Raw genomic sequence first — 16,602 nt, 5'->3', positions numbered from 1 at the left:
CCGGGAGTGACGGGCTGGAGGACCGACGGGGAGGAGGGGACCTCCGTGGTGTCGGGCCGTGGCGCCTGTCCCCGACCTCCCTTCGGGCAGCTTGGAGGAAACTGGGTCTTGGAGCAGAGTCACGCCGTTCCATGCTAGGACGCTTGACCGTGCCGTTAGGAGGACAGGACTTCGGGACATGCCGTTCATACAGGTCCTTTCGACGGTACCCACCGTCATGCGTTCCTGGTGATCAGCGCCCTAGCAGGCGAGTTCGCACCATGTCCAGGAAGGTTGTGACTTCGGTCACCCTGAGGACTTTGGCGGTGAAGATGAAAAGGATCGCACCGACCGCGCCCCCGAGCAAGACGGGCAGCAGGTTCGAGACCACGGCGCCGTCCACCGACCGGAAGAGGAAGATCATCGCCACTCCGAACGCCACGCTGGGGATGGACGCCACGTGCAGCAGGACCAGAGTACGCACGGTGGCGCGGCCCTCCAGACCGTTGAGGCGGCGGCGCAGCAGTATCCAGGCCAGAATCGCGCCGACGATGTAGTAGAGCCCGTACGCCACCGGCAGGCCCACCACGATCATGTCGGCGGGGGCCAGGAACAGCAGGCCGATCGCGGTCGCCGCGTGCGCGGCCTCGGCGGGGATCGCCAACAGGGCGGGCGCGCGCGTGTCGCCCAGCGCGTAGAAGACCCGCATCTGCAACTGGAAGAGCGTGAACGGGATGAGCATCACCGCGAAGACCATCAGGATCAGTCCGATGCCCGCGGCGTCCTCGGCGGACGTGCTGCCCCGCGCGTAGACCAGCACGCAGAACGGGACGGCGAACACCACCATCGCCAGCGAGACGGGCACCAGCAGCACCGACGCCAACCGGAAGCCCCGGGAGAAGTCCGAGCGGACCAGGTCCCTGCGCCCCTCGGCGACGTGCCCGCTCATCCGGGGAAGCAGCGCGGTGATCACCGACACCGCGATGATCGCGTAGGGGAGCTGGAACAGCATCGAGGCGAACTGGTAGGCGGTGATGCCCGCTCCCGCCGCCTCCCCGCCGTTCTCGGCGGCCACCCGGGCGCCCGCCCGGGTCGCCACGTTGGTGGTCACCAGCAGGCCCGCCTGGGCCACGCCGATGTACAGCATCATCCAGGAGGCGGTGCGCACCGCCTCGCCCAGGCCGGAACCGCGCAGGTCCAGGCGCGGGCGCCACGTGAAGCCGGCCGCGCGCAGAGCCCACAGCAGCACCGCGCACTGCAGGACCTGCCCGGCGGTGGTGCCCAGGCCCAGCAGCGTCAGCCCCTGCTGCCCGACGGTCTCGGGGGTGCGGCCGGGCCCGGCGACGACGAAGAGGAACAGCAGGCCGACGGTGATGATCACCAGGTTGTTCAGCACCGGCGCCCACATCGGCGCGCCGAACCTGTCGCGGGTGTTCAGCATCGCGCTGGCGATCCCGCTGGCGCCGATGAAGAAGATCTGCGCCAGCAGGAAGCGCGCCAGGTACACCGAGACGTCGTACTGGTCGCCCCGGAACTCGCCCGCGTACAGGCTGATCAGCCACGGCGCGGCCAGCGACGCCAGGACGGTGACGGCGAGCAGGCCGAGCAGCATCACGGTGAACAGCCGCTGCTCGGTGGCCGCGCCGCCGTCGGGGTCCTGCTTCTTGCGCTTGACCAGGAACGGCACGAAGACGCTGGCGAGCAGACCGCCGATGAGCAGGTCGTAGACGGCGAAGGGCACCATGTTGGCGGTCTGGTACGCGTCGCCGAGCAGCTGGGTGCCGACCGCGGCGGCCAGCACGATCGTCCTGATGAACCCGGTGGCGCGGGAGAACACGGTGCCCACGGCCATGACCGCGCTGGAGCGCAGCAGGTTCGGGGGCGCGGCGTGCGCGGCGCCGCCGATCTCGTCGCCCTCTTCACCGGGGCGGTCGGCGGTGCCGAGGTCGCCGATGTCGCTGGGGTCGCGCAGGGTGGTCAGGCCGGGTTCGGGTTCGCCCGCGGGCTCGGTGCGCTCGATGGCGTCGAGCACCTCTTCGGGCATCGGTATCCGGGGGCGCCGGGGATGCTCGGGGGTTTCGCTGGCCACCGCGGGGTCTTCCTGTCGAAAGGGGATCGCCGGGTCCGTGCCGCTGGGGCAGGGGGCACGGACCCGGACGGGGGGTCGAACGGTGGCGATCGTATCGGTGCGGGCGGCGCCGGAACAGGGCGCCCGGCGCCGTCCGCGTCAGCCGCGCCGCAGCCGGCCCCGGACCAGTTCCACCACGGCCTGGAGTTCGCTCACCCGCAGCAGCCGGGCGAACAGCAGGAACACGGGCAGGGCCAGCAGGCAGCCGACGACCGGGGCGCCGATGTTGACGAGCAGGCCCGGCTCGAGCCAGCGGCCGGCCAGGACCAGGACGCCCCAGCCGACCAGGACGCTGGGCACGGTCGCCAGGTGCAGCCGGACGAGCGTGCCGAGGACGCGGCGCCCGTCCAGGCCGCCCAGGCGGCGGCTGAGGACGAGGCCCGCGATGACCAGGCCGGTGAGGAAGGAGAACATGAACCCGGCGGCCACCCCGCCGATCACCTGGGAGGGCGGCAGCGTCAGGTAGGCGAGCACGGCCACCGCGCCGTGCACGACGACGTTGGCGATACTCAGCATCGCGGGCGTGCGGGTGTCGCCCAGCGCGTAGAACACCCGCAGCATCAGCTGGAAGACGGTGAAGGGCACCAGGCCCAGCGCCATGATCGTCAGAACGAAGCCGATGTTCTCGGCGTCGGCGACCGAGGTGTTGCCGCGGGCGAACAGCAGCACCGAGACCTCGGTGGCGTACAGCGCGATGGCCGCCCCCAGCGGGACCAGGACCAGGGCGGAGACGCGCAGCGTTCGGGAGAACCCGGCGCGCACCTCGTCCCAGCGCCCGTCGGCCGCGAACCCGCTCATCTGCGGCAGCAGCACCGTGATCAGGGAGACCGCGATGATCGCGTAGGGGAGCTGGAACAGCTGGTACGCGTAGTTGTAGGCGGTGATGCCCGCGCCGGCGTCCACGCCGCTCTCCGCGCTCGCCACGTTCGCGGCGGCGGCGATGTTGGTGGTGATGACGAAGCCCACCTGGGTCATGCAGGTGTACAGGAACATCCAGCCCGCGGTGCGCAGCGCCTCGCCCAGGCCCGAACCGCGCAGGTCCAGGCGCGGGCGCCAGCGGTAGCCCGCGCGCCACAGCGACCCGAACAGGACGACCGTCTGCAGCAGCATGCCGCAGCTGGTGCCGGCGCCCAGCAGGACCAGGTCGGCGTCGGTCACGGTCTCCACCGAGTCACCGGTGGCCACGAGCAGGAAGAGCACGCCGACCGCGATGATCACCAGGTTGTTCAGCACCGGAGCCCACACCGGCGCGCCGAACCTGTCGCGGGTGTTCAGCATCGCGCTGATCAGGCCGCTCAGACCGACGAAGAAGATCTGCGCCAGCAGGAACCGGGCGAGGTAGACCGACACCTCGGCCTGCGCGGGCAGGAAGCTGTCCGCGTACACGGTGATGAGCACCTCGGCGGCGGCGATCGCGGCGGCGGTCACCGCGAACAGCAGCAGGACCGCCCCGGTGAACAGCCGGTCCTCGGTGGCCTTGCCCCCGTCGGAGTCCCGCTTGCGCCGCTTGACCAGGAACGGCACGATCACGCTCGCCATCAGACCGCCGATGAGCAGGTCGTTGATGATGAACGGGATGGTGTTCGCGACGTTGTACGCGTCGCCGAGCAGCTGGGTGCCCAGGGCCGCCGCGAGCACGACCGTGCGGCCGAAGCCGGTGATCCGGGAGACCATGGTGCCGGCCGCCATGACCGCGCTGGAGCGCATCATGCCGCTTCGGGAGGGGCCGGTCTCCTCGGGCACCGCCTCCGGGGCGGGTTCCGGAGCGGGCTCGGGCGGCAGCGGGTCGGGCCCGATGCGGTCGTCGTCGCCGTTCGTGGTTTCGGTCGCCACCGGCTGGGCTCCTTTCGGTGGCGGCCGCGGGTACGGCCGCGGTCGCCTTCGCTACGTCAGGGGAAGGTCATCGTGGCCCGTCGTGACCGGGGCGGACCGCCTCAGGGGCGGGTGTCGGTGACGCCGCCGGACTCCTGGCCTTCGGTGGGCGCCGTCTCGGACGCCTGCGAGGCGCCCGCCGGGTCGTCGGAGGCCGCGGGGACGGCTTCGTTCCCGTCCGCTTCCGCGGTGACGGGGCCCCTGCCATTGTCGTGCATGGCGTCCCCGCCGCGGCCATCGGTCGTGGCGGCCGCGGCGTCGGCCCCGGCGTCGGGGTCGGGACCCGCTGCGGCCTCGGCGACCCCGGACCGCTCGCGCGTCCACTTGCGCACGGCGCGCGGGGCCAGCGCGGCGACCAGGACCAGCGCGGCGGCGCCGCTGATGACCAGGGCGCCGGTGCCCAGACCGGTGACGTTGACGGGGATCATCGTCTGGGCGTCGCTGATCGGCTCGCCGTCGGCGTTGTGCAGGCTCATGTGCAGCACGGTGCGGCCGTTGACGGTGGCCGAGAGCGGCACGTAGACGGTGGTCTTGCCGCCGGGGCCGATCTCCATCGACTTGGTGTACTCGCCGATCGACAGGCGCTCGGAGTTCTCCGAGAAGATCGACAGGTGCACCGTCACCGAGTGGTCGCTCAGGTCGTTGGCGACCAGGACGCCGAGGGTGCCGTTCTTGCTGGCCAGGGTGATCGGGTCGCCGGGGATGACGTGGACGCTGTCCTTGCCGTCCTGCACGGCCTCGCCGACCCGGGCCAGGGCCGCGGCGCCCAGCTCCTCGTCGTCGCGCCACCAGGCCGACTCCACCCGCAGGACCGAGGGCCGGAACGGGTCGCCGTCCTCGGTGAGCGCGCTGTTGAACAGCTGCACCTGGCGGCGGATGTCGTGGACCCGCTCCAGGTGGTCGTCGTCGAGTTCGGCTTCGGACGCCTGATCGGGGTAGGCGAGTCCCTGCCGCTCCTCGGTGCCCCCGGCGTCGGCCTCGACGTCGGCGAGCGAGACCGCCTCCAGCCACGGCAGGTCCTCGGTGGCCTCGAGGAGTCCGGTGGCGTACTCCGGGCTGGGGTCCCAGTCGCGCGGCGGGGCCAGGACGAGGGTGCGGTCGGAGCCGGCGCCCTCCGCGCTGATCATCGCGGTCTCGGCGGCGAACCGCTGCCGGGCGAGGGTGGCCGACCCGGGGGCCCGGCTGTCGGCGCCCAGCACGCGGGTGAGACCGCTGTCCGCGACGAGCGCGGTGGCGTCGTCCCGGTCGGGGACGGGCAGGGAGGCGGCCGCGGAGGGGGTGTGGCCGAGCGTGCGCCGCGCGGGCAGAGCGGAGTCGTCCAGGACGAAGGTGGTGGCGCCGTTGGCGGCCAGGAGGTCGCGGGTCGCCTCGTCCATGGTGCCCTGCGCGGGCCAGGCGAGCGAGGGGTCGGCCTCGCGCCCCAGGAGCCCGGCCACCGTCTCGCGCCCCAGCGTGATCGACGCCTGCGCGTCGTCCTCGAGGTCGGCGCCGAGCAGCGCGGGCAGGTCGGTGTCCGCGTAGGGGGTGGCCAGCAGCGGGTCCTCGGCGAGCCACAGCCTGGCGTGCGCCAGCCAGACCCGGGCCTCGATGCTGGCCTCGTGCTCGGCCAGGGCGGGACCGGCTCCCGTCTCCGGGGTGTTCTCGGCGGACCAGTAGCCGCCGGCGCCCAGGCGCTGGATGTCGTCGAGGAGGCCGGGGTCCACCGCCCAGGTGATCGGGACGGGGTCGGCCGGGCTGGGCGCCGTCTCGGGCGCGGGCTCGACGTCCGTCTGCTCCTCGTCCGCCGGCGTCTCGTCGGGGGAGGCCGAAGGGCTGCTCTGGGGGGAGGGCGAGGGGCTCTGCGTGTTCTCGGGGGCCGCGTCCGCTTCGGCCTCCTCGGGGCCGGTGTAGGTCGGGTCGATCTCTCCGTCCTGCGAGCCCGCGCTGAGCAGGCGGCCCAGCCGGCCTTCCCCGGTCAGCTCCTCGGGCAGGTCCGCGTCGAGGTAGGTGTCGTCGTCGGAGCGCCGGGGCCGGTCCATGAGCGGCCACACCCAGGCGACCTCGAGCGCCTCGGTGTCCTCGCCCGCGGTGTAGGGGAGGAAGGTGCGCAGGACGCCGATCTCGCCGGAGTCCTCACTGGTCGCGTCGACGGTCAGCGGGTAGACGCCGAACCCGCCGCGCAGGTCCAGGTCCTCGGCGTCGACCTCGAGTTCGAACGGGGCCGAGGCGCCGGGAGGCAGGTCGGCGTCGATCTCGACGGAGGGGCCCGACTGGAAGGGGGCCGGGGAGGACCCCTCCGCGTGCGCGTCGAGGGCGGCGCGGTCGGCCAGCGGGTAGAGGTTGTAGCGCAGCCGCACCGTGATGCCCCCGATGGGGTTCTCGGTGGTGTTGCTGACGCGTCCTGTGACGGTGACGGTGCTCTTCTCACCGACCGCCTCGGGGGTGATCTCGGAGATGACCAGGGGCGGGTTCTCGGTGTCCTCGTCGGAGGAGGGCACGGCCGGGACGGCCCCGGGGGCGGACGGCGCGGGCGCGACAGCGGCCGCGGCCGGAGCGGGTTGGAGCGGGGTCAGTGCCGGAAGCACCGCGATGGCGGTGGCCATGACCGCGCCCAGGTGAGCAATTCGACGCACGCCTCTGGGTCTTCCGAATCGGGTTCGACGCCCGGCTGGAGCTGCCACGCCGGTGGCTCCACAGGATAGGAGAGCCGCCGTAAGGTCGTGATGAACCGTGGAGGCGGGTGCCCGCGGCAACGGTCTTCAGTCCGGATGTCTTCGGGTGAGTGTGGGCGGGAAGCACAGCGCGGGGAGTGCGCTCGCCCGGATTGACGATACCTCTTAACGGTCGGGCTTCGCAGAACTTGCGGAGCGGCCCGGTGCCGGGACGGGCGCGCTTTTCGGTGAGGCCGGGCGGTCCTTCCCCGTTGTTCCGGAACCTGGTCCGCCCGAGTCGGTCCGGCGTCGGCCGCGCCGGTTCCGGGGCCGGGTCCTCCGCGGCGGCGACCGGGTTCTCCCGGGAGCGCCGACGGACGCCGGCGGCGGCCCCGGAACCGGCTCGGGAGAGGGACCCGGAGGGCGGGGCGGGACGGCATGTCGACTTCGCGGGGTCCGCGCGGACCGCTCCCGCCGGTTCCCCTGTCGCCGTCGATCCGCCTGGCAGGGCCGGTAACCTCTGTGCCTGTGTCGAACACTGCGTTTCCGGATCGGATGCCCGATCCCCAGGCCGCTGCGGCGGAGTCCGAGGCCGAGCTGACGAGCGAGCAGCGGGCGGCGGTCGCCTCGCTGTTGGGTTCGGTCGGCGCGGTCGTCACCGAACTGGGGGAGCGCTTCGCCGGGGCGGGGCACGAGCTGGCGGTCGTCGGCGGCCCCGTCCGCGACGCGCTGCTCGGGCGTGAGGTGCACGACATCGACCTGACCACCGACGCGGTGCCCCAGCGCGTCCTGGAACTGGTCGACGGCTGGGCCGACGCGGTGTGGACGATCGGGATCGAGTTCGGCACCGTCGGCCTGCGCAAGAACGGCCACCAGGTGGAGATCACCACCTACCGGAGCGAGTCCTACCGGCTCAAGTCCCGCAAGCCCGACGTGAGTTACGGCGATTCGCTGTACGAGGACCTGGTCCGGCGCGACTTCACGGTCAACGCGATGGCGGTCAGGCTTCCCGGCGGCGAGTTCGTGGACCCGTTCGGGGGGCTCGCGGACCTGGCCGCGCGCAGGCTCCGCACGCCCGGCAGGCCCGAGGACTCGTTCAGCGACGATCCGCTGCGGATCATGCGGGGGGTCCGGTTCGCCGCGCAGCTGGGGTTCGCCATCGACGGACCGGTGCGGGAGGCCGCGACCGCGATGTCGGACCGGCTCGGGATCGTCTCGGCCGAACGGGTCCGCGACGAGCTCGTCAAGCTGTTGCTGAGTCCCGCGCCGCGGGTCGGCGTCGCCCTGATGGTGGACACGGGGATCGCCGACCACGTGCTCCCCGAGCTTCCCAGGATGAGGCTGGCCATTGACGAGCACCACCGCCACAAGGACGTCTACGAGCACTCGCTGACGGTCCTCGACCAGGCGGTCGAGCTGGAGCGCGCCCGCGGTATGGCGCCCGACCTGGTGCTGCGCCTGGCCTCGCTGCTGCACGACATCGGCAAGCCCAAGACCCGGGCCTTCGAGTCGGGCGGCCGGGTGACCTTCCACCACCACGAGGTGGTGGGCGCGTCGATGAGCAGGAGCCGCCTGGGCGCGCTGCGCTTTCCCAAGGACGTCGTGAACGACGTCAGCAAGCTGGTCGCCCTGCACCTGCGGTTCCACGGCTACGGCAAGGGCGAGTGGACCGACTCCGCGGTGCGCCGCTACGCCCGCGACGCGGGGCCGCTGCTGTCGCGCCTGCACATCCTGACCCGCGCCGACTGCACCACCCGCAACAGGCGCAAGGCCGCCGCGCTGGCCCGCGCGTACGACGACATCGAACTGCGTATCGAGCAGCTGGAGCAGCAGGAGGAACTGGACCGGATCCGCCCGGACCTCGACGGCAACGAGATCCAGGAGGTCCTCGGTGTGGGTCCCGGCCCCGTCGTGGGCCGGGCGTGGAAGTTCCTGCTGGAGCTGCGCCTGGAGAACGGCCCCATGGGGAAGGAGGCCGCGGCCGAGGAGCTGCGTGCCTGGGCCGCCGGGCAGGAACGGGTCGACTGAGCGGTGGACCGCCGGACCCGCGGGGAGGCCGCCGCCGCGGTCTTCCCCGCCCGGCGGGTCCCGTTGCCGTTGTCGGGCGGGGCGTTTCCCCGGGGAACCGGCCGGTCCTCCGCGCCATCGTTACCGTCCAGTGTCCTTCCACCTGTGTCCATTACGTTCCGTTGTCACTGTTGTGAACGATCGGTCACCTATCGGGGGTATGGGGGGCGTCTGCGGCGGAAAGTCGTGCGACGCGGCGTATCTCCTTCCGGGTAAGACGTTCCGTCCCCCTGGTTCCGCCCCGGCCCGGAATCGGGAGGCCGCGTCCCGGCCGCGATCGATGGCTTCCGGCGAAGGGCGAAGCTGAACGCAATCCGTTTTTCGCTACTGAGAGTTAGCATTTGTCGAAAAATTGAAATGAATTCAATTTTCGAACCCGCGATCGAATAGCCCCTTCTGTCCTGCGGGATTCGCGGAAGACGAGTGGACGGGGAGTACGGCCTGATGGTCCGGAGCATCCGCTGCGACCCCTCGAGAATTCCGCCCGGGTGCTGCTAAGGTCGCCGTGGTCATCCCGGGTTCCCGAGGGGGAGCACCTCTGACGGGCAGGTTCCGATCTGTTCCGGCACGGTCCGGCGAGAACGGATGGCATTCTTCCGTTCTCACGGAGAGTAAGGGGATGGCGTTATGGGGAAGCCCGTCGACGGCGAGCGCGCGCACTCCCCGGAGGGCGCGCCCGGGCTCGCGAGAGGCGGTCGACCGCGCCGTGAGCGCTGGTGGCGGTGGCTGACGGGCAGAGCCGCGCAGGCCCCGCCGGCGCCGGAGCCCCCGGCCCGGCAGGCGCGGCCCGAGTCGAGGCCGCCCCAGGGCGACCCGGAGCCGCAGAACCGGGACGACTCCGAGGACCTGCTTCCCACCGCGCTGGCGAGCCTGGCCATGCGCGACCTCACGCTCGTCGACTCCCTGCTGGCGTTCGTCGAACGGCTCGAACGGCAGGAGGAGGACCCCGAACAGCTCGACGTGCTGTTCCAGATCGACCACCTCGCCACCCGTATGCGGCGCAACGGCGAGAACCTGCTGATCCTCGCGGGACACGGGGTCGAGGGCAAGCACCGCGAGGCGGTCCCCCTGCTCGACGTCGTCCGCGCCGCGATGTCCGAGGTCAGTGAGTACACCCGGGTGCGGACCCGGGAGCTTCCGGAGGACACGGCGATCTCCCCCGAGGCGGCGGACGACATCAGCCACCTCATCGCCGAACTGCTGGACAACGCCATCGCGAACTCCTCGGACAGCATCCCGGTGACGGTCAGGGGACGGCTGGCCGAGGACGGCGCGCTCCTGATGGAGGTCGTCGACGACGGGATCGGGATACCGGACGACCGCCTCGCCCAGCTCAACACGTGGCTCGCGACCCCGCCCTCGCTGAACGAGGAGGTCATCCGGCACATGGGCCTCTACGTCGTCAGCCGCCTCGCCGCCCGCCAGGGCGCCGGCGTGCGGCTGCAGACCAGGCCCTTCAGCGGGACCACCGCCCACATCCGCGTCCCGGCCGAGGTGATCGGTCCCGTTCCGCGTCCGCCGCGCGGTCCGGCCGCTCCGGTGGAGCCGCAGGCCCCGGGCCTTCCCGCACCACGCCGGGGCCCTGTCCCCCGTTCCGGCTCCGCCACGTCCGTGGGGCCGACCGGTCTGCCCCGCAGGGACCCCGAGCGGAGGCGGGACGTGCCCGTGGAGCCCGCTCCCGAGCGGGACGGGCCGCGGCGGCACGGGGCCCCGGAGAGGGCCGACGGCGAGCTGTGGGAGCTGCCCCGCCGCAGGCCCGTCGAGGAACCGCGCCGGAGCCGCGGCGGGAGGAGCGCGGAGGAGGGGGAGGAGACGGCGCCGGCGCGCGGCCGTCGCCCCCAGCGGGCCGCCGCGTCGGCGGCGGGGCGGTCGCCCGGCTTCGCCGAGCGGATCCGCGCCGACCTGGACGGCTTCATCAGCGGGCAGACCGAGGCGGCCGAGCGGGTCGCGCGCGGTGGCGAGGGGAACGAGCGCGCAGCAGGTCCGGGGAAGGCGGTGGAGAAATGACCGGTTCGGGTTCCGAGGTCGAGAAGTTCAACTGGGTCATCGACAACTTCGTGCGGGACGTGGCGGGGGTGAACCACGCCGCGGTGGTCTCGGCCGACGGGTTGCTGCTGGCCCGCTCCCGAGGGCTGCCCACCGAGCAGGCCGAGCAGCTGGCGGCGGTCGCCAGCGGGATGCTCAGCCTCGCGCAGGGCACGTCGCGCATGTTCGACCAGGGGGACTGCGAGCAGACCATCGTCCGCATGCAGCGCGGCTACCTCTTCCTCACCTCGATCGGCGACGGGTCGTGCCTGACCGTCCTGGCCGCCAGCGACTGCGACATGAAGGTCGTGGCGTACCAGATGGCGATGCTCGTGGAGAACACCGGGCACGTGCTCACCCCCAGGCTCCGGGGTGAACTACGGGAAGCACTCATCAACTGACCGCGGCCGCCGACGACCACCCAGGAGGGACGCGCACCATGATCCCCACGCCACCACCGGGGGCGAGCACGCGGGTTCGTTCGTACGCCCTGACGCTGGGCCGCACCAGGCCCTCCGTCCCGCTGCTCCTCGAAACCCTCGTGACCGCCCTGGACCCCGGCCCGGCCGGGCTCGCGGCGATGACGCCCGAGCAGCGGAGGATCTACCTGGCCTGCGCGGAGTCGCGGTCGGTCACCGAGATCGCCGCCGAGGTCGAACTGCCCGTCGGCGTGGTGCGGGTGCTCGTCAGCGACCTCGCCCAGCAGAACCTGGTCGAGGTCCACCGCACCGTCGGAAGCGGGCCGCAGGCGGACACCGAACTCCTGGAGAGGATCCTTCATGGCCTCCACGCCATCGCCGGGTAGCGGCTCCAAGAAGGTCTCGGCGAAGATCGTCGTGGCCGGCGGCTTCGGCGTCGGCAAGACGACGCTGGTCGGCGCGGTCTCGGAGATCCCCCCGGTCAACACCGAGGCGATCATGACCCAGGCCGGCGCGGACCACGACGACCTCTCGGACGTCCCCGACAAGACGACCACCACGGTCGCCATGGACTTCGGGCGCATCACCATCGCCCGGGACCTGATCCTCTACCTCTTCGGAACCCCGGGCCAGTCCCGGTTCTGGTTCATGTGGGAGGACCTCACGCGCGGGGCGCTCGGCGCGGTCATCATCGTCGACACCCGCCGGCTGGAGGACTCCTTCCAGGCCATCGACTACTTCGAGAAGTACACCGACCTCCCGTTCCTGATCGCGGTGAACCGGTTCGAGGGTGTCCCGATGCACCCGGTGGAGGACATCGGCTCGGCGCTCGCCCTGGACGACGACGTACCCGTCACCGTGTTCGACGCCCGCGACCGGAGGCAGTCGGCCGGGGTCCTGGCGCAGCTGGTGGAGTACACCATGAGGTTCGAGGCGGGCCCCGCCCTGACCGCCTGACGAGTGAGTGGACAAGGGAATGCGCAAGATACTGATCGTCGGGGCCGGACAGGCGGGCCTCCAGCTCGCCCTGAGCCTCCTGCAGCACGAGTACGACGTCACCGTCATGACGGCCCGCACCGCGGGTGAGGTCGCGACCGGGCGGGCCGTCTCGGTCAACATGATCACCGGGGACCAGCTCGCCCTGGAGCGCGCCTACGGCCTGGACCTGTGGGACGGTCAGGCACCCCCCATCCGGGGCTCGCACCTGTTCAGCCCCGAGGTCGGGCCGTGGCCCGGATACGACTGGACGGGCTACTACCGGGAGCCCGCGCAGTCGGTGGACGAGCGCGTCAAGATGTCGGTCTGGCTCGATCTGTTCGAGCGGATGGGCGGCAGGGTCGTCATCCACCCCGTCACCGTCTCGGACCTCGACCACCTCACGAGGATGTACGACCTGACGGTCGTCGCCGCGGGCCAGTCCGGCCTGGCGGAGATGTTCCCGGCGGACCACGACCGGCGGGGGCGGGAGGGCCTGGTCGAGAGCGTCACGGCGATCGCCTACGTCACCGAGGTCGAGGGGGACCCGGCCGCCGAGCTGAGCGTGGGGGGCTGGATGCCCGGGATCGGTCAGCTGATCAGCATCCCCAGCCTGTCGCTGAACGGCCCCTGCCGCCTGCTCTACATCGGGGGGCCCACGGCCGGGGCCATGGGGTCATGGCCCGAGCGGATGACCCCCCGGAAGCAGCTGGACCTGATGCTGGACGCGGTCGAGGACCACCTCCCGGACCTGTACGAGGTGTACAAGGACGTCCAGCTCGTCGACCGCAGGTCCGTGACCATGGACTACTCGGTCCCGCTGGTCCGCGATCCGGTGGCGGTCCTGCCCTCGGGCAGGCGGGTGCTCGGGATCGGCGACACCGTCGTCGTGACGATGCCGGGCTTCGCGCAGAACGCCAACAACGAGTGCCGCAGCGCGGACGTCTACCTCAGGGCCATCCTCGAGCACGAGGACCGGCCCTTCGACGAGGACTTCATGCGCGCGGCCTTCGCCGGGTTCGAGGAGTTCTCCCGGCCCTTCTGCGGCGACCTGGTACGGCTCATGTCCACGGTCCCGCCGCACCTGTACGAGGTGTACAAGACCGCGAACACCTGCCAGGCCGTCGCCGACCGCTTCGTCGAGGGCTTCAACGACCCCGCGGACATGATGGGCTGGCTCGGCGACGAGAAGGCCACCCGCGCCTACCTGGCCGAGGCCGCGGGCGGCTGAACCGGGGCCGGTCCACGGGAGAGCCCCGGGAACGGACGGCCCGTCTTCTCAGGGCCTCCCGTCCGTGAGGTGACGGCCGAGCCAGTCGGCGGCCGCCGCGTCGACGGTCCTGGCGTGCGGGGTCTGCGGGGCCGCCGAGACACCCGGCTCCTCCGCGAGGGGGTGCGCCATGCCGGGAACCTCCACGAGGGCGGCGCCCAGGGCGTCGCGGAGCCGGACCGCGTCGTCGCGGAACTCGGCGTGGTCGTGCTCGCCGCTGATCAGCAGCAGACGGGAAGCCACCGCGAGTCCGGCGATCTCCGGGGCGCGGGCGACGTAGTCGATCTGGTCGGCGGCCTCCTCGGCGGCGGGGGTCCACTCGTAGCGCCCGCCGTACGCGCGTTCGCCGACGGCGATCAGGCCGCGCGCGGTGATCACCGGGTTCACCAGTACCGCTGCGGCGACCGGCACCTCGGCCTCCGCCAGCACGGTGAGGGCGACCGCGCCGCCCGCCGAGCCGCCGACCAGGCCGACCGGCCCGTCGGAGGCGTCCAACCGCTCGCGCAGCGCGGCCAGCACGGCGGGGAACTCCCGCGCCGCGTCCCGGATCAGCGGCCGGTACAGCTTCAGCAGCGGATCGGTGACCGCGTCGCCCATGACGGTCTCGATGTCGTCGGGCGTGCGCGCCCCGTGCAGCGGCAGGTCCAGGAAGACCCGCCAGGCGTCCAGGCCCGCCAGCGGCAGCGCCGCGGCCATCGCCTCGGCGGAGCGGGGCGCGTCCATCATGTGCCAGACGACGACCAGCGGGGCGGAGGCGGCCCCGCCGGCCGGGGGCAGGGCGACGTAGGGAACCCCCGCGGCCGCGCCGATCCGCGGGTTGGTACCGGTCCGGGGCGGCATTGAGGACTCCTCGTGCTGTGGGTTCTTCGACATGGGACGATCCTCGCTCCCGAAGCTGACAGATCCCGTCAGTTGTGGAGGGCGGGTTCGGATCCGCGCTCCCCGGGGCGAGGACCGAGCATGAGGGTTTCGTCGACGGTCGTGGGTTTTCTGCCCGTTTCGGGGCCGGGAAGGGCGGAAAGCCCGTGATCATTCCGGGCGGGACCGGCCCGCGAACCCCCGCGTCACGGGCATCCGTCAGGTGCGCGCGGCGGGTTCGGGAACCGGCGCCGCCCGGTGCCGGAGGACCAGCCAGCACGCGGCCATCAGGCCGTACCCGGCGGCCATCGCCAGCACCACCGGGAGGGAGACCCCCGAGGGCGGGACCACCAGCGCCGCGACGGCGGCGGCCGCGACGAAGGCGGCGTTGAAGAGCGTGTCGTAGACGGAGAAGACCCGGCCCCGGTAGGCGTCGTCGACATGCCGCTGGACCAGCGTGTCGACGGTGACCTTCACGCCCTGGGAGACCACGCCCAGCGCGAACGCCGCGACCGGGAACACCGCGGCGTCGAACGGGGTCCCGAACGCCAGCAGCGACACCGCCCCGGACACCAGCAGACCGGCGACCCAGGTCTCCGCGCGCATCCGGTCCCGGGCCCACGGGGTGGCGACCGCGCCGACGAGGAAGCCCGCCGCGGACGCCCCCAGCGACACGCTGAACGAGGCGAGCCCGGCGGTCCCCCCGGCGGTGAAGGTGTTGTTGTAGAGCAGCAGCGTCATGATCGTGGAGACGCCGAACAGGAACCGGTGCCCGGCGATCGTGGCCAGTCCGTCGCGGGCGGGCCGGCGCAGCCAGATGTGCCGCGCGCCGTCGGCCATCCCCGCCACGACGCCGCGCAGCGCCGCCCGCACCCGCTCCGACTCGGCGGCCAGGTCGGGGCCCAGTTCGTCGCGGCGGAGGGTCGCGGCGGCGACCCCGGCCAGGCCGAACCCGGCGCCCGCGCCGAGCAGGATCAGCGCGGTGCCGCCGGTGCCCTCCCCGCCGAGCAGCCGCAGCCCGGCCCCGGCGCCCGCGCCGAGGAAGGCGGCCACGGTCCCGCAGGTGGGGGTGACCGCGTTGGCCATGACGAGCTTCTCCCGCGCCACCACGTGCGGAAGCGCGGCCGACAGCGCCGCCAGGAAGAACCGGTTGACGCTCAGCAGGCACAGCGCGGCGAGCAGGAACGGCGCGCCGTCCGACCCGGCCGCGGCCAGCGCGGCCGTCGCCGCCGCGAGCACCGCCTTGATCAGCGCGGACGACAGGAGGACCTGCCGGCGCGACCACCGGTCGATGAACACCCCGGCGAACGGCCCCACCAGGGAGAAGGGCAGCAGCAGGGCCGCGAACGCCGCCGCCACCGCCCCGGCCGTGGTGTGCTGCTCGGGTGTGAAGAAGACGTACCCGGCAAGCCCGGCCTGGTAGACGCCGTCGGAGAACTGCGAGACCACCCGGGTCGCGAAGAGCCTGCGGAACCGGGGGCCGCGCAGCACTTCGCGCAGATCACCGTAGAAGGACACCCGCCTAGCGTAAGGCGGTCACTCCAGCATGCCGTCCGCGGTGCTGACCCCGGTGGGCCAGTCGGTGGCCACGCCGGCGGCCAGCTGGTCGCCGCTCACGATGAGGTGGACGAAGCCGCTGCTGGTGCACGAGCCGCCGCCGTCGTCGGTGGTGGAGTACTGGAGGTCGACGCTTTCATCGGTGCTGTCGGTGGCCAGGACCTCCCACTCGCACGTCGTGCCGTCGCCCATGGACAGGTCGGCCGTGCCGACCCTCTCCCCGGCGGTCATGTGGATCTCCAGCTCCCAGGTGCTCACCTCGGCGCCGTCGGGGTCGTACTGCGTCATGGTCCCCGACCAGCTGCCGTCCATGGCCTCGGGGAAGACGCCGCGCCCCTCCGTGGTCTCCTCCGGGGACTCCCGGGGGGTCTCCTCCGGGGTGGTCTCCGGGGTGCTCTCGGGTGTGGTCTCCTCGGCCGGCGAGGACTCGGTCACCGGGGTGGGGTCCTGGCGGGCCTCGGGCCCTCCCGACCCGCCTCCGCGTACGAGCACCACGATGATCGCGATGACCAGGCCCACGATGACGACGCCTCCCGCGGCCACCAGCACCACGCCGGCGGGGTTCCCGCGCCGGGGAGGGGGAGGCGGCGCGGGCGGGCCGTACTGCGGCGGGGGGTAGCCGCCCTGCCACTGCGGCCCCTGCTCGGGCGGAAAAGGAGGTTGCTGGGGGTAGGTCACGGTTCGGCCGTCCCTTCCGGGGGAAAAGGCGCCAGTTCTTCCAGCGGATCATAGGACGCGGGGCATGGGGAGCACACCAGGTGTCGGCCGACCGTTCCGCGTTCGTGTCCGGCGGCTTCTCGGCGGGAGCGGGGCCCGTGCCCG

12 protein-coding genes are annotated in these 16,602 nt (G+C 72.6%); 6 read left to right on the top strand and 6 right to left on the bottom strand.

Annotated elements, in window-relative coordinates:
• Nucleotides 1-232: 232 nt before the first annotated feature.
• The 3 genes from murJ (EV190_RS04265) to EV190_RS04255 form a co-directional block, all read right to left on the bottom strand.
• A complete protein-coding gene (gene murJ, locus EV190_RS04265; RefSeq protein ID WP_133740186.1) occupies nucleotides 233-2,023 on the bottom strand; it encodes a murein biosynthesis integral membrane protein MurJ in 1,791 nt (596 codons plus the stop codon).
• A gap of 183 nt (nucleotides 2,024-2,206) precedes the next feature.
• Nucleotides 2,207-3,940 (bottom strand): murein biosynthesis integral membrane protein MurJ, encoded by a 1,734-nt coding sequence (gene murJ / locus EV190_RS04260; protein ID WP_394345487.1) that lies wholly within the window; start codon nucleotides 3,938-3,940, stop codon nucleotides 2,207-2,209.
• A 101-nt stretch (nucleotides 3,941-4,041) separates the two neighbouring features.
• Nucleotides 4,042-6,591, bottom strand: coding sequence for a DUF6049 family protein (locus tag EV190_RS04255; RefSeq protein ID WP_208113016.1), 2,550 nt, complete (start codon nucleotides 6,589-6,591; stop codon nucleotides 4,042-4,044).
• A 573-nt stretch (nucleotides 6,592-7,164) separates the two neighbouring features.
• On the opposite strand from EV190_RS04255, the gene EV190_RS04250 reads away from it, so the two are divergent.
• The 6 genes from EV190_RS04250 to EV190_RS04225 all read left to right on the top strand — a co-directional run bounded on the left by EV190_RS04250 (nucleotide 7,165) and on the right by EV190_RS04225 (nucleotide 13,326).
• Entirely contained in the window at nucleotides 7,165-8,637 is a 1,473-nt protein-coding gene (locus EV190_RS04250; RefSeq protein WP_133740020.1) for a CCA tRNA nucleotidyltransferase, read from the top strand.
• Nucleotides 8,638-9,303: 666 nt separating this feature from the next.
• Nucleotides 9,304-10,683, top strand: a complete 1,380-nt coding sequence (locus tag EV190_RS04245) for a sensor histidine kinase (protein ID WP_133740019.1) — start codon at nucleotides 9,304-9,306, stop codon at nucleotides 10,681-10,683.
• Complete coding sequence (locus EV190_RS04240) at nucleotides 10,680-11,102, top strand: roadblock/LC7 domain-containing protein (RefSeq protein ID WP_133740018.1); 423 nt, start codon at nucleotides 10,680-10,682, stop codon at nucleotides 11,100-11,102. The genes EV190_RS04245 and EV190_RS04240 overlap by 4 nt, the downstream gene beginning before the upstream one ends.
• Before the next feature lie 38 nt (nucleotides 11,103-11,140).
• Nucleotides 11,141-11,506 carry a DUF742 domain-containing protein gene (locus EV190_RS04235; protein WP_133740017.1) on the top strand — a complete coding sequence of 122 codons (366 nt, stop codon included), beginning with the start codon at nucleotides 11,141-11,143 and terminating at the stop codon, nucleotides 11,504-11,506.
• Entirely contained in the window at nucleotides 11,481-12,077 is a 597-nt protein-coding gene (locus EV190_RS04230; RefSeq protein WP_133740016.1) for a GTP-binding protein, read from the top strand. Before EV190_RS04235 ends, EV190_RS04230 begins: the two co-directional genes overlap by 26 nt.
• A 19-nt stretch (nucleotides 12,078-12,096) precedes the next feature.
• Nucleotides 12,097-13,326: a styrene monooxygenase/indole monooxygenase family protein gene (locus tag EV190_RS04225; protein ID WP_133740015.1), complete on the top strand. Its 1,230-nt coding sequence runs from the start codon at nucleotides 12,097-12,099 to the stop codon at nucleotides 13,324-13,326.
• Nucleotides 13,327-13,374: 48 nt separating this feature from the next.
• Here EV190_RS04225 and EV190_RS04220 read toward each other — a convergent pair whose 3' ends face one another.
• The 3 genes from EV190_RS04220 to EV190_RS04210 form a co-directional block, all read right to left on the bottom strand.
• Nucleotides 13,375-14,238 (bottom strand): alpha/beta hydrolase family protein, encoded by an 864-nt coding sequence (locus EV190_RS04220; protein WP_208113015.1) that lies wholly within the window; start codon nucleotides 14,236-14,238, stop codon nucleotides 13,375-13,377.
• 204 nt (nucleotides 14,239-14,442) lie between these two features.
• Nucleotides 14,443-15,741, bottom strand: a complete 1,299-nt coding sequence (locus EV190_RS04215; RefSeq protein ID WP_133740014.1) for an MFS transporter — start codon at nucleotides 15,739-15,741, stop codon at nucleotides 14,443-14,445.
• Between the two features lie 18 nt (nucleotides 15,742-15,759).
• On the bottom strand, nucleotides 15,760-16,458 hold the full coding sequence (locus tag EV190_RS04210; RefSeq protein ID WP_133740013.1) for a hypothetical protein: 699 nt from the start codon (nucleotides 16,456-16,458) through the stop codon (nucleotides 15,760-15,762).
• Nucleotides 16,459-16,602: the final 144 nt, after the last annotated feature.

This window comes from Actinorugispora endophytica (assembly GCF_004363075.1).
Lineage (GTDB): Bacteria > Actinomycetota > Actinomycetes > Streptosporangiales > Streptosporangiaceae > Actinorugispora > Actinorugispora endophytica.
Note: the sequence above shows the minus strand (reverse complement) of the source record. Positions and strands in the feature narration are given on the sequence as shown.